The organism is Achromobacter maghribensis (genome assembly GCF_057334215.1).
The window spans coordinates 10888-36816 of the sequence record NZ_JBHFII010000037.1; the positions used below are offsets into that span (position 1 = coordinate 10888).

A 25929-nucleotide genomic window follows, 5' to 3' on the forward strand; every position below is an offset into this window, starting at 1 on the left:
CAGTGAATCTCGATGCCCCCCCCGCTTTTCCTTTCCGCAGACAAAGAAGCCGGTCTGGCGGCACACGCTTATCGGCGATACACGTCACGCCGATTACCTACCTTGACGACAAGAACACAGAGCGCCTGATGTTCGATGCTGGCGATGATCCTGAAATCGCCGACTCGATACCGCCAATGCCGTGATCCGCATGGCGGCGGGTCTATCGAGTTTGGACAAATCACGCGTGGCCGCGCTGCTCAGCTTAATCAGCCAGGCCAAGTTTCTTTTCCGCCTCCTCTAGGGTGTAGGTCTTGGACTTACCTTTGCGGACGGCCTCCAGCTCACGCTCAGCCAAATAGCGATCCTCAAGGTCTTCAAGACCACTCACGATCAACTCGCGCAGGTAATACGCCTTGCTGCGCCCCGTCACTTCCGCCAGATGATCAAGCCGCTGCTCAATCATCGGATCAAGCCGAATGGATGTAGGCATACCCCCTCCCACCGAATACATGTATTCATTGTATCCAAATTCATCCTGCCGCCGCGCAGGGCGCCTCAAGAATCAACACCCTACCCCCGACGATCGAGATACCGCCTTCCCACCCGATACCCCACGAACACAAAAAACGCGCCGCTGTTCGCCACCAACCAAGCCCCCAATCCACCCAGCAGCGCCACCACCGGCCCCACGGCCCGCACATCTCCCTGCGTCCACGCGATGAGCCCCAGGCCGCCCACCGCCACCAGCCCGATCGCCAGCCACTTCACCACCACCAGCCCGGCCGACCGTCCCGCCATCAGCATCACCACCCCGATCGCCAACGCCAGCGCCGTCGCCGCGCATACCGCCACCAGGGCGAATGCCGCCCAGGCCGCGCCGGCCACGCTAAGCAGCAGGCTCAGCACTTCGATTCCCACGCCCAGGCCGCCCGTCATCACCAGCACCGACAACGCCAACGGCGACCACATCCCCGGCGGCGTCCGCCGGGCGTCCATGTCGGCCAGGAACCGATGCATGGCCACCGACGTGGCCGGATCGACGCCGACCGCCAGCGCCGCCTCTACCCGGCGGCACTGCGCGATCAACGCATTCAGGCCCGCGCCGGAAGCAGGCATCACGGCCTTGTCACGCCGGGTGCGTGTTCCGACACGGTGTTGCGCAAGGCCGCCATCGCTTCCTGCACCGCCAGGGGCCTGAAGGCGTCTTCGCGCCAGTACATCGCCACGGATCCGAAGCCGGAAAGTCGCATCGGGATGATCCGCATCGCCCGCATCTGCGAAAACCGCAGCGCCGCGCGATGCGACGCCACGCCGATCATGTCGCTGTTGTTGATCAGCGTGAGGTTGATCGTGACCGAGTTCGACTCAATATGGTCCGCCGGCGGCGCCTGCCCCGCCGCCGCCAACGCGGCGTCCACGGCATTGCGGATGGGCGTGCCCTTGGGCCACAGGATCCAGCGGTACGACAACAGGTCCTGCCAACCGGGTTGCTCGATGGCGAAGAGCGGATGGCGCGGACGCGCCACCAGGTGGATCGGTTCCAGGTACAAGGCTTCGAACCGGATCGCGGGGTCATGGTGTTCGGGCGCCGAGCGTCCCACCACGATGTCCAGGTCTCCCTGGGCCAGTTGCGCCAGCAGGCGGTCCGTCGTGCCCTCGACGAGTTTCACGCGCGCTTGCGGCATGCGTTCCAGCAGCTTCATCACCGCCAGCGGCACCGTATCGGACGCCGACGCGCCCGATGCGCCAATCACCACGCGGCCCCCGCCGCCTTCACGCAGCGCGGCCATGTCGGCGCTGGCGCGGTCCAGCTGCGATTCCACACGCTGCGCATGGGCGATCAGCACATCGCCATGCGGCGTTGGGCGCAAGCCGCGCGCGTGACGCTCGAACAGCGGCAGGCCGATATCGTCTTCCAGGTCTTTCAGCCATTTGGACAACCCCGGCTGCGTGGTGTTGAGCATCGCGGCCGAATGGCTGATGTTGCGGGTCTGCGCCAGACTGAGCAGCATCTTCAAATTGCGCAGCCGCAGGCGGTGAGTCCAGTCCATGCGGGCCCTCGTTGGAAGGAGGTTTGTCTCGTATGTATATTGTTATTCGTATGGATAATAAGATAATTTCATTATTAAACACATAGCTGCCTGCGCATAATCGTCTCCATACCCGGACCAGCCGCGACCCACGCGGCGGCCACCCGTAGAAGCCGGCAATAGCCGGACATACAGGAGACAACCATGCCCGACGGCCACACCGCCGGCGCCGATCACGCTGCCGACCGCAGCGCTGATCGCGCAGCCTATTACACGCGCATCGCCAAGAAGCACATGGCTCCCTTGTGGGAGTCCCTGCACAACCTGGTACCCCGCCAGCCCGCCCCTCGCTGCGTGCCCGCCCTGTGGAAGTACGACGACGTGCGCGACGACGTGATGGCGTCGGGTTCGCTGATCACCGCGGAAGAAGCCGTGCGCCGCGTGCTGATCCTGGAAAACCCCGGGCTGCCGGGCCAGGCCAGCATCACGCAGAGCCTGTACGCCGGCCTGCAATTGATTCTGCCTGGCGAGATCGCACCCAGCCATCGCCACACGCAATCGGCGCTGCGCTTCATCGTGGAAGGGCGCGGCGCCTACACGGCCGTGAACGGCGAGCGCACCACCATGCACCCGGGCGACTTCATCATCACGCCATCGTGGACCTGGCACGACCACGGCAATGCCGAAACCGCGGAAGGCGGGGAACCCGTCGTGTGGCTGGACGGCCTGGACATCCCGCTGCTACGGTTCCTGGACGCCGGCTTCGCCGAAAACTATCCCCAGGCCACGCAGCCCGTCACCCGGCCCGAGGGCGACAGCATGGCCCGCTTCGGACACAACATGGCGCCCGTGCGCCATCAAGCCACAAGCGGCACCTCGCCCATCTTCAACTATCCCTACGAACGCAGCCGCGAGGCGCTGGACGCCTTGTACCGCCACGGGGAACTGGATCCCTGGGACGGCGTGAAGCTGCGTTACCTGAACCCTGCCACGGGCGGCTACCCCATGCCGACGATGGCCACGTTCATGCAACTGCTGCCCGCCGGCTTCCAGGGCAAGACTTACCGCAGCACCGACTCCACGGTCTACAGCGTGGTGGAAGGGCGCGGCACGGCGCGCATCGGCGACCAGGAATTCCACTTCGGCCCGCGCGACGTCTTCGTCGCCCCGTCCTGGCTGCCCGTGCAACTTGCCGCGCTGGAAGACGCCACGCTGTTCAGCTATTCGGACCGCCCCGTGCAGGACGCGCTGGGCCTGTGGCGCGAAGAACGCATCGCCTGATCGGGCGCCGCGCGACCTATTCCGATTTTCCCAACCCCCGTATCCCAAGGGTGATCCATGTCTTTCGTGTTTGCTCCCGCCGCTCCTGTCGCCGTGCCCATCGCTGGCAGCCAGGATGCCTTCCCCGTCCGCCGCGTGTACTGCGTGGGCCGCAACTACGCCGCCCACGCCCGCGAAATGGGCTTCGATCCCGACCGTGAACCGCCCTTCTTCTTCTGCAAGCCGGCCGACGCGGTCGTGCCGGTCGCCGCCGGCCAAACGCTGGACCTGCCCTACCCGCCCGAGACCGCCAACCTGCATTACGAGATCGAACTGGTCGCGGCCATCGGCAAGGGCGGCGACCATATCGCCGTGGACGACGCACTGGCGCACGTCTGGGGCTATGCCGTGGGCCTGGACATGACGCGGCGCGACCTGCAGATGAAAATGCGTGAAGCCGGCCGCCCGTGGGAACTGGGCAAGGCCTTCGACCACAGCGCGCCCATCGGCCCGCTGCACTCCGCCGGGTCGGTCAACGGCATCGGCCAGGCCGCCATCTGGCTACAGGTCAACGGCGCCGACAAGCAACGCAGCGACGTCGGCAAGCTGATCTGGTCCATCGCCGAAACCATCTCCTATCTGTCAAGGTACTTCCGCCTGGAAGCCGGCGACCTGATCTACACCGGCACGCCCGAAGGCGTGGGGCCCGTGGTGCGCGGCGACACGATGGTGGGCGGCGTCGACGGCCTGGGCACGCTCAGCGTGCGAATGGTGTAGCCATGCGATACGACACCGATGTGATCATCGTGGGCGCCGGAGTCGGTGGCCTGGTGTTGGCGCTAAGCCTGCACCAGGCCGGCATCGCGTGCCGCGTCTACGAAGCCGTGTCCGAGATCAAGCCGCTGGGCGTGGGCATCAACCTGCTGCCGCATGCCACCCGCGAACTGGACGAGCTGGGTCTGCTGCCCGCGCTGGACGCGATTGCCGTGCGCACGCGCGAATCCGTGTTCTATACCCGCCATGGCCAGTTCATCTACGGCGAGCCCGCCGGCCTGGATGCCGGCTACGACTGGCCGCAATACTCCGTCCATCGCGGCGATCTGCAAATGGCGCTGCTGGCAGCCGTGCGGCAACGCCTGGGCGACGGTTGCGTGACGGTCAACGCCCGCTGCACCGGCGTGGAGCAAGATGCCGACACCGTGACGGCGCGTTTCCAGGACAACGACGGCAATGCGCTGGCCCCCGTGCGCGGACGCATCGCGGTCGGCTGCGATGGCATCCACTCGGTGCTGCGCAAGCAGCTCTATCCGCAAGAAGGCGCGCCCCGCTATTCCGGCGTGAACATGTGGCGCGGCACCACACGATGCAAGCCGTTCCTGTCCGGCGCCAGCATGGTCCGGGCGGGCTGGCTGTCGACCGGAAAAATGGTCATCTATCCCATCCGCGACAACATCGACGCCAACGGCAACCAGCTGGTGAACTGGGTGGCCGAGATCGAAGCCGCCGAACCCGCCGTTCGCGACTGGAACCGCAGCGGCCGGCTTGAGGATTTCTTTCCCGCGTTCGCCGATTGGCATTTCGATTGGCTGGATGTCGCGCGTCTGATCCAGGACGCCGACGCCATTCTGGAATATCCGATGGTGGACCAGGACCCGCTGCCCACCTGGACGAAAGGCCGCATGACCTTGCTGGGCGACGCCGCGCATCCGATGGTGCCCCGTGGCTCGAACGGCGCGGGCCAGGCGGTGATAGACGCCCGCTATCTGACGGGCCAGCTAAAGCGCCAGGGGCTCATCCCCGACGCGTTGCAGGCCTATGACCGCGCCCGGGTGGAGGCCACCACCCGCGTGGTCCTGACCAACCGCAGCAATCCGCCCGACGCCATCCTGCGCGAGGTGCATGAACGTTCCGCCGACCGTCCTTACACGCGCATCGAAGACGTGATCAGCCGAGACGAACTTGAGCGCATTTCCCGGCGCTACAAGCAGGTGGCCGGTTTCGACCCCGAGGCGCTGAAAGCCCGGGCATCCTACGTATAGCGCGACCCGGCGCGGCCTTGGCCGCCGCCGACATCAAGCCGGCGCATGACCGGCAACAGCAACTGGAGAGACAAACCATGTGCAAGTTCATCCGCCTTCTTGGCGCCGCGGTGCTGACGCTTGCGGCCGCGGCCAGCCACGCGGCATGGCCGGAACGGCCCATCACGCTGGTGGTTCCGTTCACCCCGGGCACCGGCATCGACTTGATCGCCCGCCAACTGGCGGCAAGCCTTCCCCAAACGCTGGGGCAGCCCGTCGTGGTGGAGAATCTTGCCGGCGCCAGCGGCAACATCGGCAGCGAAAAAGCCGCGCGCGCCGAGGCCGACGGCTACACCTTTCTGGTGACGGTGAATACGTTCGTCATGAACGCCAGCCTCTACAAGGGCAAGCTAAGGTTCGATCCGCAGAAGGACTTTGCGCCAGTCGGCCTGACGTCCTGGGGTTCGCTGCTGCTGGTCACGCATCCGTCCAACCCCGCCAATACCGTCGACGACGTGGTGCGCGCGGCCAGCGCCGCCCCGGGCAAACTCAGCTACGGCACGCCCGGCGTGGGCACGCCGCATCACCTCTCGATGGCGCTGTTCCTGGACCGCACCCGCACCACCATGCTGCACGTGCCCTACAAGGGCACGGCGGGCGCCGTCACCGACATGCTCGGCGGCCGCCTGGACTACATGTTTCTGCCGGTGCACGTGGCGCTGCCGCAAATCAAGGCGGGCAAGCTGAAAGTGATTGCCACGGGCAGCCCGAAGCGCCTGCCGCAATTGCCGGACACGCCCACGCTGACGGAAGCCGGCCTGCAAGGCGCCGACGTGGACATGTGGTACGGCGTGCTGGCGCCCAAGGGCACACCGCCCGCCATCGTCGACCGCATGAACCGGGAAATCAACGCCATCCTGAAGACGCCGGCCACGGCCACCGCCTTTGATGCGCAGGGCATGGTCCCCGCGACGTCCACGCCCGCCGATTTTGGCGCCCTGATCGCTCGTGACGCCAAGCGCTGGGACGACGTCGTCGCGCGCACCGGCATCGCGGCCGAATAAGGCCATTCCTCGACTTTCCGCCCCTACCGACGCACAACCCATGCAACTCCACAGCTTCTTCAATAGCTCGACGTCCTACCGCGTGCGCATCGCGCTGGCGCTCAAGGGCCTGCCTTACACGTATCTGCCCGTGAACCTGCGCCGGCAGGAACAACGCGCCGCCGACTATGTGGCGCAGAACCCATCGGCGGGCGTGCCGCTGCTGGCCGACGGCGATATCCGGCTGTCGCAATCGCTTGCCATCATCGACTACCTGGACGCCACGCATCCCGAGCCGCGCCTGATCCCGGCCGACGTCCTGGCCCGCGCACGCGTGCTGGAACTGTCCGACGCCATTTCCTGCGACATCCACCCCGTCAACAACATGCGCATCCTGCGTTATCTGCAAGACGTGCTGGGTGCAACCGACGAACAGAAGAACGCCTGGTACCACCACTGGATCCGCGAAGGCCTGACCGCGGTCGAGGAACTGCTGGCGCGCCACGGGCATGGCGCCTATTGCTTCGGCGACGCACCCACGCTGGCCGATTGCTGCCTGGTGCCGCAAGTGGCCAACGCGCAGCGAATGGGCTGCGACCTGGCCGCCTACCCGCGCATCCTGCGCATCTTCGACCATTGCAACGCGCAGCCCGCCTTCCAGCAAGCGGCACCCACGCGCCAACCCGACTACACCCAATGACGACGCCAATGCAAGAACCCGACACCCACGGCGCGCCGCTGCGCGAATACACCGACCCGGACTACCGCCCGCTGTGCGCCAACCTGGCCGAGGTGCGCGCCAACATCGACCGGCTGGACGACGAGATCGTGCGCCTGATCGCCGAGCGCGCCATGTACGTGAAAGACGCCGCCCGCTTCAAGCGCGATGCGTTCCAGGTCAGCGCGCCCGCGCGCCAGGCCCAGGTGTTCGACAAGGCGCGCGCGCTGGCGCAACGGCATAACCCAGGCTTCGCCAACCTTGAAGCGGTCGTCGACGCGGCCTACCGCGCGATGGTCGCCGCGTTCATCGCCAACGAACAAACCTATTTCAACACCATGAAAGACGTGGGAGACGCGCATGAATAAGCTCCGTCCGCTGACGCTGGCCCGCCGCGTGGCGGCGCGCGCCCTGATGGGGCTGGCCGCCGCGGCGCCGCTGACCTCGGCGCTTGCCGCCGATGCGTGGCCCACGCAGCCGCTCAAAGCCATCGTGCCCTTCGGGCCCGGGTCCAGTCCCGACCAGGTCGCCCGCATCGTCGGCGAAAAGGCGGGCGCCATCCTGGGCCAGACCATCGTCATCGAAAACAAGCCGGGCGCCAGCGGCAACATCGGCACCTTCGCCATCGCCAACGCCAAGCCCGACGGCTACACCTTCGGCGTGTCCATCACCGGCCCGCTGGTGAACAACACGCTGTTGTTCGATAAGTTGCCGTATGCGCCGGCGACCGATCTGTCACCGCTGACACTGGCCGTGCACCAGCCCAACGTGCTGGTCGTGCCGGCGTCGGCCGGGATCGGCAATGTCGGCCAGTTGCTGGATGCGTTGAAGCGGAATCCGGACAAATACAACTTCCCGTCGCCCGGGGCAGGCACCGTATCGCACTTGGCCGTAGAACTACTGCTGCAGCAGATCGGCGCGCGCGCCACGCACGTGCCCTACCCCTCGTCGCCCGCCGCGCTGACTTCGCTGTTGTCGGGCGATACGCAGTTCGCGGCGCTGCCCCCCATCGCCGTCATGCCGATGGTGAAAGACGGGCGGCTGAAAGCCCTGGCCGTCACCTCGTCCAAGCGTTCCGCGCTGCTGCCGGACATCCCGACGCTTGCTGAAGTGGGCGTGCCGGGTATCGAGGGATCCGCGTGGATCGGCTTCGTGGTGTCGTCCAAGGTGCCGGCCGACATCCAGAAGAAGCTGTCGGATGCGCTGATCCAGGCTATCCGCGACCCGGAAGTCACCAAGCGGCTGCAAACGCCGTTCATGGATCCGGTCGGCAGCACGCCGGCCGAGTTCCGCGCCTACATGGACGACGAACTGAAGCGCTGGGCCCCCCTGATCACGAAGCTGGGCATCAAAGGCCAGTGAGCCGCCACGCAAGCAAGGAGAATCGAATGGTCATCAACGAACCCGCGCGCCAGGTCCCGCTCTACGGCGAGTACGACGTCGTGGTACTGGGCGGCGGCCCCGCCGGCGTGCTGGCGGCCGCCAGCGCCGCGCGCAACGGCGCCCGCGTCCTGCTGGCGGAACGCTACGGCTTCCTGGGCGGCATGGGCACGGCGGCAGGCGTGTCGAACTTCTGCGGCCTGCATGCCAACATCCATGGCGACATCCGGCAAGTGGTGCATGGCATGACCAACGACCTGCTTGACCGCATGCGCGCCATGGACGGCTTGAACGACCCCCATCTGATCCTGGGCAAGATCCACGCCCAGGCCTATGACATATCGGCCTTCAAGTGCGCAGCGGACGGGCTGGTGCAGGACAGTGGCGCGCAGGTGCTGTTCCACGCGCTGGCTACCGGTCTGACGCGCGCCGAAGATGGCCGCGTGGACGCGTTGTTCCTGGAAACCAAATCGGGCCGCTGCGCCGTGCGCGCCAAGGTGTTCATCGACTGTTCGGGCGACGCCGACATCGCAAAATGGGGCGGCCTGCCCTTCGAAAAAGGCGATGAACACGGCCACATGCTTTACCCCACCCTGATGTTCAAGGTGGGCAATGTGGACGGCGCGCGCGCCCAGGAAGCCTGGAAGACCATCCCGGTCTTGATGGACCAGGCCGCGGCCAGCGGCGAATTCACGTTCCCGCGCCGGGGCGCCATCGTCCGTCCGCAAAAGCACGACTACGAATGGCGCGTCAACGTCACGCAACTGGCCAATGCCGACGGCAACGCAGCCGATGGCACCGACGCCGGCTCGCTGTCCGCCGGCGAACTGGAAGGCCGCCGCCAGATCGTGCAATACCTGGCGTTCCTGCGCGCCAAGGTGCCGGGATTCGAGAACGCGTATGTGCTGGACATCGCGCCGCAGCTGGGCATTCGCGAAACCCGCCGCATCGTCGGCGAAGCCGTGTTGACCAAGGAACACGTGCTGGGTTGCGCCGACTTTGACGACAGCATTGGCGTGAACGGCTGGCCATTGGAAATGCACACGGCAGGCGATGTGCAATGGCTGTGGCCGCCCATTCCCGAATCGCGCGGCTACAACCAGCTGCCGTTCCGCATGATGGTGCCCAAGCGCGGCCCCGGCGTCGCGGACAACGTGTTGGTGGCGGGACGCTGCGCATCGATGACCCACGAAGGCCAGTCGGCCGCGCGTGTCAGCGGCAGCTGCTTCGTCATGGGAGAAGCGGCGGGCACCGCGGCAGCGATGGCCCTGCGCGCCGATATCGCGCCTGCCGACGTGCCCATCGCGGCCTTGCAGGCCCAGTTGAAGCGGCAAGGCGCCTTCCTGGGCGGCCAGGAATGACGGGCCGCGGAGAACAACCATGAACACGTCCACGACAACCACTCAGGCAACCCGATCCGTCATCGTGGTGGGCGGCGGCATCGGCGGCCTGGCCGCCGCGCTGGCGCTGACCCGGCAAGGCATCGCAGTGCAACTGCTGGAGCAGGCCGCGCATATCGGCGAGATCGGCGCCGGCATCCAGTTGGGGCCCAACGCCTTCGCGGCCCTGGACGCCTTGGGCGTCGGACAGACGGCGCGCACGCGCGCGGTCTTCACCGATCACATCATCATGATGGACGCGGTCGACGCCCGGGAAGTCGTGCGCATCGACACGGGCGACGCGTTCCGAACGCGCTTCGGCGGCCCATACGCCGTGATCCATCGCGCCGACATCCACCTGTCCATCCTGGAAGCCGTGCAGCAGAACCCGCTGATCCGCTTTCGCACGTCCACCCAGATCGCGGGCATGTCGCAAGACGGCGGCAGCGTCGAGGTTACCGATACGGACGGCAACCGCTACCGCGCGGATGCCGTGGTGGGCGCGGACGGTGTCAAATCGGTGATCCGCGAACGCACGGTGGGCGACCCCGCGCGCGTGACCGGCCACGTCGTCTATCGCGCGGTGGTCGAACGCGACAACATGCCCGAAGAGCTGCGCATCAACGCGCCCGTGCTGTGGGCCGGCCCGCATTGCCATCTGGTGCACTACCCCCTGCGCGGCGGCCAGCAGTACAACCTGGTCGTCACCTTCCACAGCCGCGAGCAAGAGGAATGGGGCGTGCGCGAAGGCAGCAAGGAAGAAGTGCTGTCGTACTTCCAGGGCATCCATCCGCGCCCGCACCAGATGCTGGATCGCCCCACATCCTGGAAGCGCTGGGCCACCGCCGACCGCGAACCGGTCGAACAGTGGGGCCAGGGCCGCGTGACCTTGCTGGGCGATGCCGCCCATCCCATGACGCAATACATGGCCCAGGGCGCGTGCATGGCGCTGGAAGACGCGGTGACGCTGGGCCAGGCCGTGCGGCATTGCGGACACGACCTGGAGGCCGCCTTTCGCCTTTACGAATCGGTCCGCATCCCGCGCAGCGCGCGCGTGGTCTGGTCCACCCGGGAAATGGGCCGGCTCTATCACGCGCGGGGCGTCGAACGCACCGTGCGCAACATGCTATGGACCGGCCGCAGCCAGTCCCAGTTCTATGACGCGTTGCAGTGGCTGTACGGTTGGAAGGTGGAAAACTGCCTCACGGCGGCATAACAACAGCACAAGAGGAGACAACATGAAAAAGAGCGCTATCGGCGGCACGGCCGCCATCCTGCTGGCCTTGGCCGCATCCGCGGCCCACGCGCAGCAAAAGCCGGTCGACATCGGCTTTATCGGCACGCTTTCCACCCCCGCCGGCTACATTGGCGAGGACGAGCGCGACGCCTTCATGCTGGCCGTGAAGGAAGGCGGCGGCAAGCTGGGCGGCGTGCCCGTCAACGTGCGCGTCGAAGACGATGCGCTCAAACCCGCCAACGCCAAACAGATCGCCGACAAGATGGTGCAGGACGGCGTGCGGCTCTTCACGGGCGTGAACTTCTCGAACGTCATGGCGGCCGTCGGCCCCACGGTGCTGAACGCCGGCGGCTTCTACGTCAGTCTGAACGCCGGCCCCTCCAACTACGCCGGCAAGGCCTGCAACCCGAATTATTTCGCCGTCGCCTTCCAGAACGACTCTTACGCCGACACGGCCGGCATCGCCGCCAACGAACTGGGCGCCAAGCGCGTCGTCGTCATGGCCCCGAACTATCAGGCCGGCCGCGACGCCGTGGCCGGCTTCAAGCGCGCCTACAAGGGCGAGATCGCCGAAGAGATCTACACCAAGCTGGAACAAGCCGATTTCTCGGTGGAGCTTGCCCGCATCCGTTCGCTGAATCCCGATGCCATCTTCCAGTTCCACCCGGGCGGCGCAGGCATCAACCTGACCAAGCAGTTCGCCAACTCCGGCCTGTCGGACAAGATCCGGATGATCACGCCCATCTACTCGATGGACGACCGCATGCTGGCCGCCACCGGCACGGCCAGCAAGGGCTTCTATCTGAGTTCGCTATGGAGCGCCGACCTGGACAACGCGCAGAACAAGCACTTCGTCGACGCCTTCACCAAGGCCTACAAACGCCCGCCCACGGCGTATGCCGCGCAAGCCTACGACACCGCCAACCTGATCGCGTCCGCGCTTAAAGCCGTCAACGGCGACGTCACCGGCCGCGCCGACGACTTCCGCAACGCGTTGCGGAAGGCCGACTTCCCCACCGTGCGCGGCAAATTCAAGTTCGGTCCCAACCAGCACCCGATACAGGACTGGTACCTGCTGCACATCGAAGCCGGCCCGGACGGCAAGCTCGTGTACAAGAACCAGAAAGTCCTGGCCCGCGACCACACCGACGTGCACGCGGCGGATTGCAAGATGTAGGCAGCAAATGAAAGGGGGCAGCGCATGCTGCCCCCAAAGACCTGCCGTGGCGTCGGATCAACGATCCATCAATTCAAGCTGGCGCCCGAGATCTTGACGATTTCCTGGTACTTGGCCTTTTCGCTCTTCACGAAATCGGCAAAGGCTTCCGGCGTCATCGGGCTGGCTTCCGAGCCCATGGTCAACAGGCGTTGCTTCACATCCGGCTGCTGCATCGCATCGGCATAGGCCTTGTTCAACTTGGCCACCACCGGCGCCGGCGTGCCACCCGTGGTGAACACGCCAAACCACGTGCCCAGGTCAAAGCCCTTCACACCCGACTCTTCAACCGTCGGCACATCCGCCAGCAACGACGAACGCTTTGCCGTCGTCACGGCCAGCGCCTTCACTTTGCCGTCCTTGATCAACGGCGCCGACGCCGCCAGATTGTCGAACATGAAATCCGACTGCCCCGACAGCAACGCCAACTGCGCGGGCGCCGCGCCCTGGTAAGGAATGTGTTCCACGCTGATGCCTGCACGCGCCTTGAGCAGCTCGCCAGACAGATGGCCGGCGCTACCGTTGCCGCCCGAACCGTAGTTCAGCTTGCCCGGATTCTTCTTGGCGTAGTCGACCAGGTCGGCCAGCGTCTTGATCTTGTTCTTCTCGGCGAATTCAACGTTCATCACCAACACGTTCGGAACCGACGCCACGATGGTCACGGGCGCGAAATCCTTGACCGGGTCGTAGGGCAGGTTCGCGAACAACCAGGGGTTGATCGCGTGCGTGGCCACCGCGCCCATCACCAGCGTGTAGCCGTCGGCCGGCGCCTTGGCCACCAGGTCGGCGCCAATGTTGCCGCCCGCGCCCGAGCGGTTTTCAACGATCACGGGCTGGCCCAGCGAACCGCGCACCTTTTCGGCCAGCATGCGGGCCATGGTGTCCAGCGGGCCGCCGGGCGGGTACGGCACGACGAAGCGAATCGGCTTCGTCGGGAAATCAGTGGCTTGCGCCAGGGCTGGCGCGCCGAAAGGCAGGGTGGCGGCCAGCGCCACGGCGCCTTGCAGCAAGGCGCGGCGGACCGCGCTACGGGGGGTGTTCGTCATGGTGTTTTTCTCCTCACTCCAGATCTATGGCGGTCAGTAGCATACCGCAGCAAGCGGGTCGACGTAACAAAAGGATACGCCTGGAATTAAGCCGAAGATCACGCGATTCAAGCCAACGCTTGGGGTGCTTGAAAGCGAACCGCTCCCGCGCTCAAAAAATAAGGCGTCAGACTGCAATATCATAGATACCCCATCCGAGGAAACCGACATGACATCGCAGCCACAACGCTTCCTGGATCATCTCGCTGCTCATGGCTGGACGGTGCTGCGGGCCACGCCCACCTCGACGCCAGCGGCCGCGCCGGGCGAGGCGTACGGCTATGGCGCTTTCCTGGCGACATTCACCGAATTGAACAACGCGAACCAGACACGCTGGTTCCTGAGCGCAGCCGACCATGCCTGCACGGCGGACAGCGCCTTTCCCTGGCACACCCTGCGCGATATCAGCCTGGAGGCCGCGCTGGACGACGCCGGCCGGCAGGCGGTCCTGGACTTCTGGCAACAGCACACGCCGATCTACATGAGCGTTGCGGGCGATTACGAATTCCTGGCGATAGAGCGCGACTCGGGCCGTATCGTGCACGGCATCGAGCCGGAATTCGAGGACACGCGCGACGTCGCCCCGAATCTCGCGGCCCTGTTCGAAGACATGATTGCGGGCCGCGCCATGGCGGCGCTTCTGGCGTAACGTCGTAGCAACCGCAGCCCCATATGCCAACGCGGCGCTGCATTTCCTCTGGCGCGCGGGGCGACCTGGTTCATGGATGGCTATTGGCCGTCCGTGCGGTTTGCCATAGACGACATGCCCATAGCCTGGGTCTGCGAATCAGGACGCGTTGCCCTACAGAGTCGGTTGTGGAATAGGGGTGTCTTTCGGTAGCGTGCCGGAAATGCGTTTTGGGCAATCCGAAATCCCCCATTTGGTCACGACACCCTTTTCGATCATGAATTTCTCTATGCATACGTGGTATGCGGAGAGTGGGCCCCAGATCTCTTCGTACGAAATGATTCTTGCGCCGCTTTCAAGCGTATAGCTCTTTTTGGGCGGTCCCCACTTGGAAATCAATTGCTCTTCCGTGCTGCCGACCCAAGGTGCATTGACGTCGTTGTAGGTTTTGTTCCGAGTGCCCATCAGCATGTTCATCTGTCCAGAGGTGCATCCCCCCAGTAGTGATGACAAGACGACAAGCAGTGCCAATTTCTTCATTTTGACCGTTATCCCAAGGTTCCATCGTTGAGAAATGGGTGCTCTTTGACGGGCACGCCATCGAAAAACTTGCCAAGTGCCTCCAGATTCCCCGACGCAAATCTGGCCGCGAAGCTTTCGCATTTATTTATCTAGGGCGTCAATGTATTCGAAACCCTGGCGCCTTGCAGCTCGGAGCTATCGAGGGGCATAGGCTAGCGCCCCGCTATCCGGGCAAGGTCTAATCGGTGATAGCGGGGGGAGCCAATTCCTTCCGTCCTGCATTCACTAGCGTTGAACGTCGCCAGCGATCTTCCTGGCCTTCAGTGTCACGGTGAAAAACTCGTTAAGCTTATCGGCCGGAACGGCATCCAACTGGCTACTTCCATAATCAGAATGTTGCCCGTTCTCGAATCGAGGGTAATACCCTTTCCAGAAATAGCGCGCCTGTGTAGCGCCCGCGAGCACTTCTTTCGCAGGCAGCCCGGCTACGAATCGCGTATCGGCGATGTCCGCCCGCGCTCGCAAAGCGACGCGGGCCTCTGTCAATGCCCAATGGCATACCCCCCGCCCGTAATAGTCCTCATCGAGCAGCATGTCGGCATACACGGTGCCCACGTACTCGGTGGCGGATATACGGGAAAGGCGGAACGGTTCGTGGCTGGACAATGTCGGCACGTGGCCGGACAGGGCGTTGGATTTCCCGCAGCGGGCGCCGTTGCTGGCGTCGAACTGCACAGTGCCCTCGACTACCGTAAACGGCGATTTGCCGTCGTCTGCGCTTGAGAGATCGGATGCATTAGCAAGTGTGAGCCGTATCTCATAGGCCTGCGTCGGAGCGGGGTTAAGCTTGCGCAGCGGTGCTTTGGCCGAGCTATCGACGTAATTAGACCCGCACCCGGTGGCGGCCAGAAGGACCAGCGTCGGCAATGCCCAACGTAAGGCCGGCGACGAGAGATATTGAAGGGCGCGCGACAATGGCGATGTTTCCTATACGAAGTATTTATTATAAAAGTTTGCCACGAAATTGAACGTCTGTTTGGGGTATTGGGATACCAGGCTGAGCGCCTGGCCGAAATCATGCCGGCTCAGAATCAGCGTCCGCTATTTCTTGATGGCAAGGACATACAATCGCTCGGCGCGCTGGGGGCGTTGGCGTTGCTTGAGCGCTTGAATGGCGGCCCGCGCGCTACGCCGCCACAGAGGCGGCCTTCGACAATCTTGCCATGTCAGTGGACGGCTTCTGCATCGCCGAGCCGATTACCGGCGTGCGCATGCTGGACGAGGCCGATGAGCGTTTCGCGGGGCGCACCGTGACCTTGCGGGCCGAGCCCTACCTGCCTGAAGGCGAGATGGACCGGTTCGTTATCCATTCGGTCCTGAAGTAGATCTGTAGCGACGAGGAATCTTGCCGTCAATGCGATACATCCATAAAAAACACCCCAGCAGCCGGACCGTAATCCAGTTGCTGGGGTGCTTGCCGTGAAGGCTTTTTGTCGTCAGCCGATCAATGCAGGATCTGGCTCAGGAACAATTTGGTGCGGTCGTTCTGCGGGTTATCGAAGAACTCGTCCGGGCTGTTCTGCTCGATGATCTCGCCTCGGTCCATGAAGATCACGCGGTTGGCGACTTTGCGTGCGAAGCCCATTTCGTGGGTCACGCAGATCATCGTCATGCCGCTTTCCTGGGCCAGGCTGACCATCACGTCCAGCACTTCCTTGACCATTTCCGGGTCAAGCGCGGACGTCGGCTCATCAAACAGCATGATCTTGGGGTTCATGCACAGCGAACGCGCGATGGCCACACGTTGTTGCTGGCCGCCCGACAGCTGGCCGGGGAATTTCTTGGCCTGTTCCGGAATGCGCACGCGTTCCAGATACTTCATCGCGGTCGCCTCGGCTTCCGCGCGCGGCTTCTTCAGCACCCACATGGGGCCCAGCGTCAGGTTTTCCAGCACCGTCAGGTGCGGGAAAAGATTGAAGTGCTGGAACACCATGCCCACGTCCTTGCGGATCGTCTCGATGTGCTTCAGGTCATTGGTGAGCTCCGTGCCGTCCACGATGATGTGGCCTTTCTGGTGCTCTTCCAGACGATTGATGCAGCGGATCATCGTGGACTTGCCCGACCCCGAGGGGCCGCACACCACGATGCGCTCGCCTTGCGCCACGTCCAGGTTGATGTTGCGCAACACGTGGAACTGGCCATACCACTTGTTCACGTCCTGCAAACGAATAATGGCATCCGGCATGCCTGTACTCCCGTAAATATCGCTGCGCGCGCCCGCCATGCGGCGGACGCGCGGCATTGGCTAGCGTTTGTGATCAGTCGCAAGACGTTTTTCAAGCGCCTGACTGTACTTGGACATGGAAAAGCAGAACACGAAGTAGATCAGCGAGATGAACAGATACGCCTCTACGCCGAATCCGCGCCATGCCGCGTCGGACAACGCCGCCTTGGCCGCCAAGGTCAAATCGAAGATGCCGATGATCACCACCAGCGACGTGTCCTTGAACAGCGCGATGAAGATGCTGACCAGCGGCGGGATCACGATCTTCAGCGCCTGCGGCAGGATGATCTTGCGCATCTGCTGCCAGTAGTTCAGACCCAGCGAATCCGCGCCTTCGTACTGCCCTTTCGGGATGGCCTGCAAACCACCGCGCACCGTTTCCGCGATATAGGCGGCGGCGAACATGATGATGGCGATCTGCGCGCGCAAGAGCTTGTCGATCGAGAAGCCTTCCGGCAGGAACAACGGCAACATCACCGACGACATGAACAGCAGGCTGATCAGCGGCACGCCGCGGATCAATTCGATGTACACGACGCACAGCGCCTTGATGGCGGGCATCTTCGAGCGCCGGCCCAGGGCCAGCAGCACGCCGATGGGGAACGCGAAGGCGATACCGAACGTGGACAGGATCAGCGTCAGCGGCAGGCCGCCCCAGCGTGCGTTTTCCACGTAGGTCAGGCCGAACACGCCGCCCCACATCAACAGCGCCACGGCGGTCAGGCCGACGACCCAGATGACCGCCAGCTTCCAGTTCCAGAAACGGCGGATGCCACTGCAAACAATGACCGCCACCAGGATGATGGTGGCGATCAGCGGACGCCATTGCTCGTCGAACGGATAGGTGCCGAACAGGATCAGCCGATGCTTCTCGATGATGAACGCCCAGCAGGCGCCACCGGAAGCCCGGCATTCCTGGGCGTTGGCCGCATTGAAGTCAGCCTTGAAGAAGGCCCATTCCAGCAGCGCCGGCACCGCCATCAGCAGGAACCACGCAAGCAGTACCGTGATGAGGATGTTCAGCGGCGACGAGAAGAGGCGGGACTTGATCCATGCCCATGCGCCCACGTGCGTGCTGGGCGGCGGCAGGCCTTCGCTGGGGGTATGCGTAGTGCTGCTCATCTCAACGCTCCACCAGCGCGATGCGCTTGTTGTACCAGTTCATGAATATCGAGATCGACAGGCTGACCGTCAGGTAGGCGCCCATGATGATGAGGATGCCCTCGATCGCCTGGCCCGTCTGGTTCAGCGTGGTGTTGACCACCGACACGATGTCCGGATAGCCGATGGCGACCGCCAGCGAGCTGTTCTTCGTCAGATTCAGGTACTGGCTGGTCATCGGGGGGATGATCACGCGCAGCGCCTGCGGCAGGATGACCAGGCGCAGCACCTGCTTGCGGCGCAGCCCCAGCGAACCGGCGGCTTCCCACTGGCCGTTGTTCACGGCCTGGATGCCCGACCGCACCACTTCGGCGATGAACGCCGACGTGTAGATCACCAGACCCGCCAGCAACGCGGCGAATTCCGGCGACAGCGTCAAACCGCCCGAGAAGTTGAAGCCTTTGAGTTCCGGCATGTCCAGCGTCAGCGACGCGCCACTGACGAGCCAGCCGACGATCGGCAACCCGATCAGCAGGCCGATGGCCCAGCGACCCAGCGGGAACATATGGCCGGTGGCCTCATGGCGCTTCTTGCCGTAGTGACCCAGGAAGATGATGGCCACGATGGCCAGTCCCAGTCCGGCCAGCATCCAGTCCAGCGAATTGCCTTCCAGCCCGGGGACTTTCAGGCCGCGGTTGGAAATGAAGACGCCCGGCATCGGATTGTGCGCCTGGCGCGGGCCCGGCATGTTTTCCGTGATCAGCGCGTACCAGAAGAACAGCTGCAGCAGCAGCGGCACATTACGCATCACCTCGACGTACACCGAGGTGATCTTCGCCACCAGCCAGTTCTTGGACAGGCGGCCGATACCGATCAGGGTGCCAAGGATGGTGGCCAGCACGATGCCGATGACGGCGACGCGCAGGGTGTTGAGCAAGCCGACCAGGATGGCACGGCCGTAATCGTTTGCGGGGCTGTAGGCGATGGGCGTTTCGCCGATCGCGAACCCGGCTTCACGGCTCAGGAACCCGAAGCCCGTGGCGATATTGCGCACGGACAGGTTGTGAAGCGTGTTGGAAACCAGGAACCACACAGCCCAGGCTACCGCTGCCAGCGCAAGCACCTGGTAGACCACGGAGCGCACGCCGGGGTCGTTCCAGTTCAGCCGCCGGCGGGGCGCCGAAATCGGGGCGTTTTTATTGGAAGTCGTCATGTTGAATCTACAGAAGTCGTACACCGGGTGGCAACGCCGGCAAGGCCACGCCCCCCACTCCTGCCGCCCGCTCTATGGCGGGGTAGGGCCTTGATAGGCCCTAGGCAAAACGGAGCCCGAGGCTCCGTTTTGCCAGGCAGCCGTGTGTTAGCGCACCGGCCAGCCGTACATCAAACCGCCTTGCTTATACGACGCGTTCAAACCACGTTCCAGCTTCATCGCGCTGTTCTTGCCCAGCGTGTTTTCGAAGCTTTCACCGTAGTTGCCCACGTTCTTGATGATGTTGAATGCCCACTTGTCGTCCACGCCCAGGTTCTTGCCCATGCCGGGGGTCACGCCCAGGATGCGCTGGATATTGGGATTGGGGCTCTTGGCCATTTCTTCGACGTTCGCCTTGGTGATGCCGTATTCCTCGGCTTCCAGCATGGCGTTCAGCGACCAGCGGACCACGTTGAACCATTGCTCGTCGCCTTGGCGGACCATGGGGCCCAACGGCTCCTTGGAGAAGTCTTCCGGCAGGATGACGTACTTGTCCGGGTTCTCGAGCGTGGTGCGCGTGGAAGCCAGTTGCGACTTGTCGGTCGTGAAGGCGTCGCAGCGGCCGGCCGAGAAGGCGCGGATGATTTCGTCGTACTTGTCGATCACGACCGGCTTGAATTCGATCTTCTGGCCGCGGAACCAGTCAGCCAGGTTCAATTCGGTGGTGGTGCCGGGCTGCACGCAGATGGTGGCGCCGTTCAGTTCCTTGGCGCTCTTGACGTTCAGGTCCTTGGAGACCATGACACCTTGCGAGTCGTAGTAGTTCACGCCCACGCCGATCAGGCCCAGCGTCGTGTCGCGGGTCAGCGTCACGGTGGTGTTGCGGGTCAGCACGTCGACCTCGCCCGACTGCAGCGCGGTGAAGCGTTGCTGCGTGTTCAGCGGCGTGAATTTGACCTTGGAGGCGTCGCCGAACATCGTGGATGCGATGGCGCGGCACAGGTCCACGTCGATGCCCTTGTATTCACCCTTGCTGTCGGCGATCGAGAAACCCGGAATGCCCGTCGAAACCCCGCATTGGACAAACCCTTTCTTTTTAACGTTATCGAAGGTCGCGCCCGCATTGGCAGCCGTGGATGCGGCAAACAGTGCCGCGCCAATTGCAGCGAGTTTCAGTACTTTCATCGTGATCTCCGTGTGGGACAAATCGAGCCTTGCCTCGACCGGGTTGGGCCGACGCATGGGGCGGATGGTAGCGTCCACGCAGCGGCCGGCACATCGGGGAATTCCCTTGAAATTTAGGGACACTGGCGAAATCAATCCGTGTTTTCGTACGAAAACGGGGACGTGTTGTAGCGTATCCGATTTGTCTCAAGACGCATTCATTTCGTTCTGGCGAAAACGTGTCCGGGCGGTCACATGGATACGCTTTTTCACAGCCCGCCCAAGAACAGGCGTAGGCCGCTTACTGTCCCCGAGTTACTATTGCGGCTTCATCTGACAGCCGCCATGATCGAATTCCAGCACGTATTCAAATCATATGGTCGCGGCCGCAATATTCTGGCCGACATCAACTTCCGCGTCAGCGCGGGAGAATTCGTTTTCGTATCCGGGCCGTCAGGCGCCGGCAAGTCCACGCTGCTCAAGCTGATCGGCGGGCTGGAACCCGCCAGCCGCGGGTCCATCCAGGTCAACGGGCAACGGCTGGACAAGCTGCCCGCGCGCGCCCGGCCGTATCTGCGCCGCGCGGTCGGCGTCATCCTGCAAGACACCCACCTGTTGTTCGATCGAAGCGCGTTCGAAAACGTGATGCTGCCGTTGGCCGTCCAGGGCCATCCCTGGGATTCGGCCGCCGCCCGTGCCCGGGCCGCGCTGGACAAGGTGGGCCTGTCGGGCAAGGAAGACCTGAATCCCATCGAACTGTCGGGCGGCGAACAACAGCGTCTGGCGATCGCGCGGGCCATTGTGAACCGGCCCGCCATCCTGATCGCCGACGAACCCACCGCCAACCTTGACCACGACAACGCGCAGCGCATCATGAACGTGTTCCGCGACTTCAACCGTGTCGGCGTGACGACGCTGATCGCCTCGCACGACCAGGACCTGATGGCGCGCTACGCCAGCCGCACCTTGCGCATCGATCCGGGCAAGTTTGCCGATTCCCACGGCCCGGCTTCGCCACCGGACGCCGGGCAACCGCCTCAGTCCGCCCCCGCGCGCACCGGCGGCACCCGCGCCGAACCTGGCTTCGGCTACCCGGGAGAATCGGCATGAACGCCTGGTTGCGGCAACACCGCTATGCGCTCATGGTGACCCTGCGCCGGTTGGCCAAGCAGCCGTTCTCGTCACTGGCCAACCTGCTGGTCATGGCCCTGGCCCTGGCGCTGCCGCTATTGGGCAGCGCCATCCTGGTATCGGTCCAGCCGGTGGCGCGCGAGATGTCCGTCACCCCGGAAGTGACCGTCTTCATGCGCGTGGATGCTCCCTCCGGCGCCGCCGACGAGGTGGCCAAGCGCATCAAGAACGACTATTCGCAAGACGTGCGGGCAGTACGGGTAGTGGGGCGCGATGCGGCGCTGGCCGACCTGCGCGCCAACCCCGCCTGGCAGCAGGCGCTGGCCGTTTTGCCGGGCAACCCGCTGCCGGACGCCGTGGTGGTCACGCTGGCCGACGGGGACAACCTGGCCGGGCGCGCGGACAAACTGGCCGGCGCCTGGAAGCAATGGAACCACGTGGACCTGGTGCAGTTGGACAGCGCCTGGGTGCAACGGCTGGAGGCCATCCTGAGGTTCGCCCGCATCGGCCTGGGCTTCCTGGCCGCCTGCGTGGCGGTTGTGGTGCTGGCGACGGTGTTCAACACCGTGCGCATGCAAGCGCTGTCGCAGCGCGAGGAAATCGGCGTTGCCCGTCTGGTGGGCGCCACCGAATCCTTCGTGCGTCGTCCGTTCCTGTATCTGGGCGCATTGTCTGGCGCCGTGGCATCCCTGCTGGCCATCGGCGTGGCGGCCATCGCGCTGTCCCCGCTGAACGATGCCCTGCTGGGGCTGGCGCGCAGCTATGGCGCCGAGTTCGCGCTGCACCTGCCCGGCGCATCGGTGCTGATCGCGGCCGTGGTCGCCTCGGCCGCCCTGGGCGCGCTGTCGGCACGCTGGTCCGTCACGCGCAGCACGCGCTTCTGACGCTGCCGGCCCGTTGCCGGCAGCCTTTCCCAACGGCTGTGCTGAAGGCCCGCCCTGCGGCGCGGCCGCCACACGGTCGCCCTAAAGCCACGTATAAAGCCCGATCCTCCCCGTGATCCGGGGAAAGGCGCGCAATCCGCCGGGTACGATGGTGCCAAGCCATCTTATGAGCGGCCGAAAAATCGGGGACGTGGTGCGCCGTCACGGTTACAAGCATTTCTCCCGTTGTGTGCTGGGATATGCAAGAATAAAGCGACATTTTTTTACACTTTTTGAAACATTCCTTGTTTTGCCGAGCGCCGTCCTACGTGTCCAAATCGCTGTTCTTGCCCTTTAAGTCCCATGGCCGCCCGTCTTGAAGCCCGCGCAACGCGCCACTATTTCGATAGCGCGTTCCAGTGTCAGGCGGTGAAAGTACTTCCCAACGAGTACTACGTCACCGCCGAAGACCTGATGATCTCGACCGTACTCGGGTCGTGTGTTGCCGCCTGTATCCACGATCCGATCAAGGGCGTGGGCGGCATGAACCATTTCATGTTGCCGGAAGGCGACATGCAATCCCCTGCGTCCGCCACCATGCGCTACGGCGCTTTCGCGATGGAAGTGCTGATCAACGAATTGCTGAAGGCGGGCGCCGTGCGCGACCGGCTGGAAGCCAAGGTGTTCGGCGGCGGCGCGGTGCTGAGCGCCATGCAGCAGATGAACATCGGCGAACGCAACGGCGAATTCGTCTTGAACTACCTCAGGACCGAAGGCATTCCGGTCAAGGCGCAAGACCTGGGCGACGTGCACGCGCGCCGCATCAATTACTTCCCGCGCGACGGCCGCGTGATGGTGCGCAAGATGGCGCCGCACCACCAGCGCGCCGAAGAAATCATCGCCAAGCGCGAACAGGTGGCTGCCCAAAGCGCCCAGGCCAAGACGCAAAGCCCGCCCCGCGTCGAACGCTTCAGCCGGCCCGGTGTCGAACGTTTCGACAAGCCCGCGCGCCCTGGTGTCGAACGCTTCGACAAGCCTGCCCGTCCTGGCGTGGAACGCTTCGATACCGCGCTGAGCCGCTTGCGCAAATCGGAAACCACCGACAGCTGATTCCCGCGACGCGCCTACAATCAGGGCATGTCCAGCGTCCGTCTTTTCTTCGCTCTGTGGCCGTCGCCCTCGCTCGCCGCGTCGCTGGCGGGGTGGGCGGAACAGGCCCGGCCAACCACCGGCGGGCGCGTCATGCGCACCGAGACGCTGCACCTGACCCTTGCCTTTCTAGGCCCGGTCGACGCGCAACTGGCCGACACGCTGGCAGCCGCCACGCCGGAACACCCACTACCCGCGGGCGAGGTGGCGCTGGACCACTACGGCGTGTTCAGCCGCCAGCGCATCCTATGGGCCGGCCCGCGCCAGACACCCGCCGCCCTGCAGGCCGCGCACGACAACCTGTGGCAATGGCTGGCCGATTTTGGCCTGACCGCCCCGCCGCAACCCTTCCGCCCACACGTGACCCTGCTGCGCAACATCGAACATGCGCAGCCGCCCGACACCCCGCCCGCGCCGCTTTCCTGGCGCTACGACCGCATGGTGCTGGTGGCATCCGAGTCCCTGACGGGGGGTAGCCGCTACCGCATCGTCGCGCAATCTCGCCCCGCCGGCAGGTAGCCCCGCTCTGGCACAATCACCCGGTTGCAACGACCAGGGATCACCATGATCATCCTGCTGGACCAAGACGGCGTGCTGGCGGATTTTGAACACGCGTTCATCGACGCCTGGCGCGCCCGCCACCCGGACATCGCGCCCATCGAATTCGAAGACCGGAAATCCTTCTACATCCGCCAGGACTATCCGCCGGAACTGCGGGGGATGGCCGAGGCCATCTACACCGCGCCGGGGTTCATCCGCAACCTGCCGCCGGTGCCGGGCGCCCTGGACGCCGTGCGGGAATTGCTGGCCTTGGGGATGGACGTGCGGATCTGCACGTCGCCGCTATCGCAGTTCGAAAACTGCGTGGCCGAGAAGTACCTGTGGGTGGAAAAACACCTGGGGCGCGAAGCCACCAACCGGCTGGTACTGACCAAGGACAAGACGCTGGTGCATGGCCATCTGCTGATCGACGACAAGCCGCTGATCGAAGGCGCGGTCAAGCCGCGCTGGAAGCACATTTTGTTCGATGCGCCCTACAACCGGCAGGTTAGCGACCGCCCCCGCATCAACTGGGCGAACTGGCGCAATGTGCTGGCGGGCGAGCTCTATACGGCAGACGAATGAGTCCACGCGGCGCCTGTTCAGCCGTCATGATTTAGGACTATTCTGTGTGGGCTGTACCCCCACCCCGGAGGAGCCCGCACCATGAATCTGCACCGTCTGCTCAAGCAGCGAGAAGCCGACCACAAGCCTTTGCGAGTTGCATTGCTGGGCGCCGGAAAGTTCGGCGCGATGTTCATGAGCCAGGCGCCCCGCACGCCGGGGATGCGGCTGGTGGCGGTGGCGGATCTGGCGCCTGCCCGCGCCCGCGCCGCCCTGACCCGCGTGGGCTGGCCCGCCAGCGCGCTGAACGCCACCAGCACCAATGACGCGTTCAAGAACGGCAAGGTCTTTTTCAGCGACGACCCTTACGCCATCATCGCCAGCCCGGACGTCGACATCGTCATCGACGCCACCGGCCAGGCCGCGGCCGGCATCGGCCACGTGCTGGCCTGCTGCGAACACGGCAAGGACATCATCATGGTCAACGTCGAAGCCGACGCACTGGCCGGCCCGCTGCTGGCGCGCCGCGCGCGCGAGGCGGGCATCGTGTATTCGCTGGCCTACGGCGACCAGCCTGCCCTGATTTGCGAAATGGTGGATTGGGCACGCGCCGCGGGCTTCGAAGTGATGGCCGCGGGCAAGGGCACCAAATACCTGCCGGAATTCCACACGTCCACCCCGGACACCGTGTGGCCCTATTACGGCTTCACCGCCGAAATGGTGGCGGCGGGCGACTTCAACGCGCAAATGTTCAACAGCTTCCTGGACGGCACCAAAAGCGCCATCGAGATGGCGGCGGTGTCCAATGCCACGGGTCTTTTGCCGTCGCCGTCGGGGCTGCATTTCCCGCCATGCGGCGTGGACGACCTGGCCCGCGTGCTGCGCCCGCGCGAAGATGGCGGCATCCTGCACCATCGCGGACAGGTGGAAGTGATTTCGTCCCTGGAACGCGATGGCCGGCCGGTGTTCCGCGACCTGCGCTGGGGCGTCTACGTGACGCTGGCCGCCGACAGCGATTACGTGCGGCGCTGCTTTCAGGAATACGGGCTGGTCACCGACCCCAGCGGCAACTTCACCGCCATGTACAAGCCCTATCACCTGATCGGGCTGGAGCTGGGCATCAGCGTGGCCAGCGTTGGCCTGCGGCGCGAGCCCACGGGCGCGCCGGCCGGCTGGCATGGCGACGTGGTGGCCACCGCCAAGCGCGACCTGCAAGCCGGCCAGGTGCTGGACGGCGAAGGCGGTTATACGGTTTACGGCCGGCTGATGCCCGCGCCGGACTCCGTGGAAGAAGGCTATCTGCCGCTAGGCCTGTCGCACCAGGTCAAACTGAAGAACCCGGTACGCCAGTCGCAGGCCATACGTTGGCGCGATGTGGAATACGACGAGCGGTCGACGGCGGTGCAATTCCGCCGCGAAATGGAACAGACCTTCGCGTAGGCC

Annotated in this window: 29 protein-coding genes; 18 read left to right on the forward strand and 11 right to left on the reverse strand. The window is 64.5% G+C overall.

Translation table 11 applies throughout. The features are described 5' to 3' along the window. Positions 1-68: 68 nt before the first annotated feature. The 4 genes from ACE039_RS15345 to ACE039_RS15360 form a co-directional block, all read right to left on the reverse strand. Positions 69-224, reverse strand: a complete 156-nt coding sequence (locus ACE039_RS15345) for a type II toxin-antitoxin system RelE family toxin (RefSeq protein ID WP_448712390.1) — start codon at positions 222-224, stop codon at positions 69-71. Positions 225-244: 20 nt separating this feature from the next. Beyond that, positions 245-472: a type II toxin-antitoxin system RelB family antitoxin gene (gene relB / locus ACE039_RS15350; protein ID WP_313458941.1), complete on the reverse strand. Its 228-nt coding sequence runs from the start codon at positions 470-472 to the stop codon at positions 245-247. Between the two features lie 80 nt (positions 473-552). Then, positions 553-1098, reverse strand: a complete 546-nt coding sequence (locus ACE039_RS15355) for a hypothetical protein (protein WP_485822739.1) — start codon at positions 1096-1098, stop codon at positions 553-555. After that, positions 1098-2033, reverse strand: a complete 936-nt coding sequence (locus ACE039_RS15360; RefSeq protein ID WP_313458947.1) for a LysR family transcriptional regulator — start codon at positions 2031-2033, stop codon at positions 1098-1100. The genes ACE039_RS15355 and ACE039_RS15360 overlap by 1 nt, the downstream gene beginning before the upstream one ends. 183 nt (positions 2034-2216) lie before the next feature. On the opposite strand from ACE039_RS15360, the gene gtdA reads away from it, so the two are divergent. The 10 genes from gtdA (at position 2217) to ACE039_RS15410 (ending at position 12224) form a co-directional block, all read left to right on the forward strand. After that, positions 2217-3293: a gentisate 1,2-dioxygenase gene (gene gtdA, locus ACE039_RS15365; RefSeq protein ID WP_105560264.1), complete on the forward strand. Its 1077-nt coding sequence runs from the start codon at positions 2217-2219 to the stop codon at positions 3291-3293. A gap of 57 nt (positions 3294-3350) precedes the next feature. Then, positions 3351-4049 (forward strand): fumarylacetoacetate hydrolase family protein, encoded by a 699-nt coding sequence (locus tag ACE039_RS15370; protein ID WP_485822740.1) that lies wholly within the window; start codon positions 3351-3353, stop codon positions 4047-4049. Positions 4050-4051: 2 nt separating this feature from the next. Then, the gene (locus ACE039_RS15375; RefSeq protein ID WP_313458956.1) at positions 4052-5311 is read left to right on the forward strand and encodes a flavin-dependent oxidoreductase; all 1260 of its coding nucleotides are present in this window, start codon (positions 4052-4054) and stop codon (positions 5309-5311) included. Between the two features lie 77 nt (positions 5312-5388). Further along, positions 5389-6354 (forward strand): tripartite tricarboxylate transporter substrate binding protein, encoded by a 966-nt coding sequence (locus ACE039_RS15380; protein WP_485822741.1) that lies wholly within the window; start codon positions 5389-5391, stop codon positions 6352-6354. Positions 6355-6394: 40 nt separating this feature from the next. Beyond that, a complete protein-coding gene (gene maiA, locus ACE039_RS15385; protein WP_105560268.1) occupies positions 6395-7033 on the forward strand; it encodes a maleylacetoacetate isomerase in 639 nt (212 codons plus the stop codon). Positions 7034-7041: 8 nt separating this feature from the next. Continuing rightward, complete coding sequence (locus ACE039_RS15390; RefSeq protein WP_409516473.1) at positions 7042-7419, forward strand: chorismate mutase; 378 nt, start codon at positions 7042-7044, stop codon at positions 7417-7419. Continuing rightward, positions 7412-8413, forward strand: a complete 1002-nt coding sequence (locus ACE039_RS15395) for a Bug family tripartite tricarboxylate transporter substrate binding protein (RefSeq protein WP_485822742.1) — start codon at positions 7412-7414, stop codon at positions 8411-8413. Before ACE039_RS15390 ends, ACE039_RS15395 begins: the two co-directional genes overlap by 8 nt. Positions 8414-8439: 26 nt before the next feature. Next, positions 8440-9792 (forward strand): FAD-dependent oxidoreductase, encoded by a 1353-nt coding sequence (locus ACE039_RS15400; RefSeq protein ID WP_485822743.1) that lies wholly within the window; start codon positions 8440-8442, stop codon positions 9790-9792. 19 nt (positions 9793-9811) lie between these two features. Beyond that, the gene (locus ACE039_RS15405; RefSeq protein WP_485822744.1) at positions 9812-11026 is read left to right on the forward strand and encodes a 3-hydroxybenzoate 6-monooxygenase; all 1215 of its coding nucleotides are present in this window, start codon (positions 9812-9814) and stop codon (positions 11024-11026) included. A gap of 22 nt (positions 11027-11048) precedes the next feature. Next, complete coding sequence (locus ACE039_RS15410; RefSeq protein WP_313458972.1) at positions 11049-12224, forward strand: ABC transporter substrate-binding protein; 1176 nt, start codon at positions 11049-11051, stop codon at positions 12222-12224. Positions 12225-12292: 68 nt separating this feature from the next. Here the strand turns inward: ACE039_RS15410 and ACE039_RS15415 are convergent, their stop codons facing one another. Continuing rightward, positions 12293-13309, reverse strand: a complete 1017-nt coding sequence (locus ACE039_RS15415) for a Bug family tripartite tricarboxylate transporter substrate binding protein (protein WP_448712370.1) — start codon at positions 13307-13309, stop codon at positions 12293-12295. A gap of 208 nt (positions 13310-13517) precedes the next feature. On the opposite strand from ACE039_RS15415, the gene ACE039_RS15420 reads away from it, so the two are divergent. Beyond that, positions 13518-13997 carry a hypothetical protein gene (locus tag ACE039_RS15420; RefSeq protein WP_485822745.1) on the forward strand — a complete coding sequence of 160 codons (480 nt, stop codon included), beginning with the start codon at positions 13518-13520 and terminating at the stop codon, positions 13995-13997. A gap of 153 nt (positions 13998-14150) precedes the next feature. Here the strand turns inward: ACE039_RS15420 and ACE039_RS15425 are convergent, their stop codons facing one another. Both ACE039_RS15425 and ACE039_RS15430 read right to left on the reverse strand, forming a co-directional pair. After that, entirely contained in the window at positions 14151-14516 is a 366-nt protein-coding gene (locus tag ACE039_RS15425; protein WP_310034492.1) for a hypothetical protein, read from the reverse strand. Between the two features lie 267 nt (positions 14517-14783). Then, the gene (locus ACE039_RS15430) at positions 14784-15473 is read right to left on the reverse strand and encodes a hypothetical protein (protein WP_485822746.1); all 690 of its coding nucleotides are present in this window, start codon (positions 15471-15473) and stop codon (positions 14784-14786) included. Positions 15474-15721: 248 nt separating this feature from the next. Here ACE039_RS15430 and ACE039_RS15435 point away from each other — a divergent pair, with 248 nt between their 5' ends. Beyond that, the gene (locus ACE039_RS15435; protein WP_485822747.1) at positions 15722-15883 is read left to right on the forward strand and encodes a hypothetical protein; all 162 of its coding nucleotides are present in this window, start codon (positions 15722-15724) and stop codon (positions 15881-15883) included. Between the two features lie 119 nt (positions 15884-16002). Here ACE039_RS15435 and ACE039_RS15440 read toward each other — a convergent pair whose 3' ends face one another. The 4 genes from ACE039_RS15440 to ACE039_RS15455 form a co-directional block, all read right to left on the reverse strand. Next, a complete protein-coding gene (locus ACE039_RS15440) occupies positions 16003-16743 on the reverse strand; it encodes an amino acid ABC transporter ATP-binding protein (RefSeq protein WP_105560278.1) in 741 nt (246 codons plus the stop codon). A 60-nt stretch (positions 16744-16803) separates the two neighbouring features. Continuing rightward, positions 16804-17904 carry an amino acid ABC transporter permease gene (locus tag ACE039_RS15445; protein WP_105560279.1) on the reverse strand — a complete coding sequence of 367 codons (1101 nt, stop codon included), beginning with the start codon at positions 17902-17904 and terminating at the stop codon, positions 16804-16806. Between the two features lies 1 nt (position 17905). Then, complete coding sequence (locus ACE039_RS15450; protein ID WP_310034488.1) at positions 17906-19096, reverse strand: amino acid ABC transporter permease; 1191 nt, start codon at positions 19094-19096, stop codon at positions 17906-17908. A gap of 147 nt (positions 19097-19243) precedes the next feature. Next, complete coding sequence (locus tag ACE039_RS15455) at positions 19244-20260, reverse strand: amino acid ABC transporter substrate-binding protein (protein ID WP_448712363.1); 1017 nt, start codon at positions 20258-20260, stop codon at positions 19244-19246. Positions 20261-20584: 324 nt separating this feature from the next. Here ACE039_RS15455 and ACE039_RS15460 point away from each other — a divergent pair, with 324 nt between their 5' ends. From ACE039_RS15460 to ACE039_RS15485, 6 genes are all read left to right on the forward strand, one after another. Then, on the forward strand, positions 20585-21349 hold the full coding sequence (locus ACE039_RS15460) for a cell division ATP-binding protein FtsE (RefSeq protein WP_485822748.1): 765 nt from the start codon (positions 20585-20587) through the stop codon (positions 21347-21349). Continuing rightward, complete coding sequence (locus ACE039_RS15465) at positions 21346-22254, forward strand: cell division protein FtsX (protein WP_105560283.1); 909 nt, start codon at positions 21346-21348, stop codon at positions 22252-22254. Before ACE039_RS15460 ends, ACE039_RS15465 begins: the two co-directional genes overlap by 4 nt. A 342-nt stretch (positions 22255-22596) precedes the next feature. Continuing rightward, positions 22597-23343 (forward strand): chemoreceptor glutamine deamidase CheD, encoded by a 747-nt coding sequence (gene cheD / locus ACE039_RS15470; protein ID WP_485822749.1) that lies wholly within the window; start codon positions 22597-22599, stop codon positions 23341-23343. A gap of 27 nt (positions 23344-23370) precedes the next feature. Then, a complete protein-coding gene (thpR, locus tag ACE039_RS15475; protein ID WP_485822750.1) occupies positions 23371-23901 on the forward strand; it encodes an RNA 2',3'-cyclic phosphodiesterase in 531 nt (176 codons plus the stop codon). A gap of 45 nt (positions 23902-23946) precedes the next feature. Next, positions 23947-24507, forward strand: coding sequence for a 5'-3'-deoxyribonucleotidase (locus ACE039_RS15480; RefSeq protein ID WP_485822751.1), 561 nt, complete (start codon positions 23947-23949; stop codon positions 24505-24507). Between the two features lie 81 nt (positions 24508-24588). Beyond that, a complete protein-coding gene (locus ACE039_RS15485; protein ID WP_485822752.1) occupies positions 24589-25926 on the forward strand; it encodes an NAD(P)H-dependent oxidoreductase in 1338 nt (445 codons plus the stop codon). Positions 25927-25929: the final 3 nt, after the last annotated feature.

Bases quoted from the DNA above. Each gene is read 5' to 3' on its own strand.
- ACE039_RS15390 (WP_409516473.1), top strand. From the start codon at position 7,042: ATGCAAGAACCCGACACCCACGGCGCGCCGCTGCGCGAATACACCGAC.
- ACE039_RS15380 (WP_485822741.1), top strand. From the start codon at position 5,389: ATGTGCAAGTTCATCCGCCTTCTTGGCGCCGCGGTGCTGACGCTTGCG.
- ACE039_RS15400 (WP_485822743.1), top strand. From the start codon at position 8,440: ATGGTCATCAACGAACCCGCGCGCCAGGTCCCGCTCTACGGCGAGTAC.
- ACE039_RS15465 (WP_105560283.1), top strand. From the start codon at position 21,346: ATGAACGCCTGGTTGCGGCAACACCGCTATGCGCTCATGGTGACCCTG.
- ACE039_RS15420 (WP_485822745.1), top strand. From the start codon at position 13,518: ATGACATCGCAGCCACAACGCTTCCTGGATCATCTCGCTGCTCATGGC.
- ACE039_RS15395 (WP_485822742.1), top strand. From the start codon at position 7,412: ATGAATAAGCTCCGTCCGCTGACGCTGGCCCGCCGCGTGGCGGCGCGC.
- ACE039_RS15425 (WP_310034492.1), bottom strand. From the start codon at position 14,516: ATGAAGAAATTGGCACTGCTTGTCGTCTTGTCATCACTACTGGGGGGA.
- ACE039_RS15415 (WP_448712370.1), bottom strand. From the start codon at position 13,309: ATGACGAACACCCCCCGTAGCGCGGTCCGCCGCGCCTTGCTGCAAGGC.
- maiA (WP_105560268.1), top strand. From the start codon at position 6,395: ATGCAACTCCACAGCTTCTTCAATAGCTCGACGTCCTACCGCGTGCGC.
- ACE039_RS15455 (WP_448712363.1), bottom strand. From the start codon at position 20,260: ATGAAAGTACTGAAACTCGCTGCAATTGGCGCGGCACTGTTTGCCGCA.
- relB (WP_313458941.1), bottom strand. From the start codon at position 472: ATGCCTACATCCATTCGGCTTGATCCGATGATTGAGCAGCGGCTTGAT.
- ACE039_RS15360 (WP_313458947.1), bottom strand. From the start codon at position 2,033: ATGGACTGGACTCACCGCCTGCGGCTGCGCAATTTGAAGATGCTGCTC.
- ACE039_RS15355 (WP_485822739.1), bottom strand. From the start codon at position 1,098: ATGCCTGCTTCCGGCGCGGGCCTGAATGCGTTGATCGCGCAGTGCCGC.
- ACE039_RS15485 (WP_485822752.1), top strand. From the start codon at position 24,589: ATGAATCTGCACCGTCTGCTCAAGCAGCGAGAAGCCGACCACAAGCCT.
- ACE039_RS15440 (WP_105560278.1), bottom strand. From the start codon at position 16,743: ATGCCGGATGCCATTATTCGTTTGCAGGACGTGAACAAGTGGTATGGC.
- ACE039_RS15435 (WP_485822747.1), top strand. From the start codon at position 15,722: ATGTCAGTGGACGGCTTCTGCATCGCCGAGCCGATTACCGGCGTGCGC.
- ACE039_RS15460 (WP_485822748.1), top strand. From the start codon at position 20,585: ATGATCGAATTCCAGCACGTATTCAAATCATATGGTCGCGGCCGCAAT.
- ACE039_RS15375 (WP_313458956.1), top strand. From the start codon at position 4,052: ATGCGATACGACACCGATGTGATCATCGTGGGCGCCGGAGTCGGTGGC.
- ACE039_RS15405 (WP_485822744.1), top strand. From the start codon at position 9,812: ATGAACACGTCCACGACAACCACTCAGGCAACCCGATCCGTCATCGTG.
- thpR (WP_485822750.1), top strand. From the start codon at position 23,371: ATGTCCAGCGTCCGTCTTTTCTTCGCTCTGTGGCCGTCGCCCTCGCTC.
- ACE039_RS15480 (WP_485822751.1), top strand. From the start codon at position 23,947: ATGATCATCCTGCTGGACCAAGACGGCGTGCTGGCGGATTTTGAACAC.
- ACE039_RS15410 (WP_313458972.1), top strand. From the start codon at position 11,049: ATGAAAAAGAGCGCTATCGGCGGCACGGCCGCCATCCTGCTGGCCTTG.
- cheD (WP_485822749.1), top strand. From the start codon at position 22,597: ATGGCCGCCCGTCTTGAAGCCCGCGCAACGCGCCACTATTTCGATAGC.
- ACE039_RS15445 (WP_105560279.1), bottom strand. From the start codon at position 17,904: ATGAGCAGCACTACGCATACCCCCAGCGAAGGCCTGCCGCCGCCCAGC.
- ACE039_RS15370 (WP_485822740.1), top strand. From the start codon at position 3,351: ATGTCTTTCGTGTTTGCTCCCGCCGCTCCTGTCGCCGTGCCCATCGCT.
- gtdA (WP_105560264.1), top strand. From the start codon at position 2,217: ATGCCCGACGGCCACACCGCCGGCGCCGATCACGCTGCCGACCGCAGC.
- ACE039_RS15450 (WP_310034488.1), bottom strand. From the start codon at position 19,096: ATGACGACTTCCAATAAAAACGCCCCGATTTCGGCGCCCCGCCGGCGG.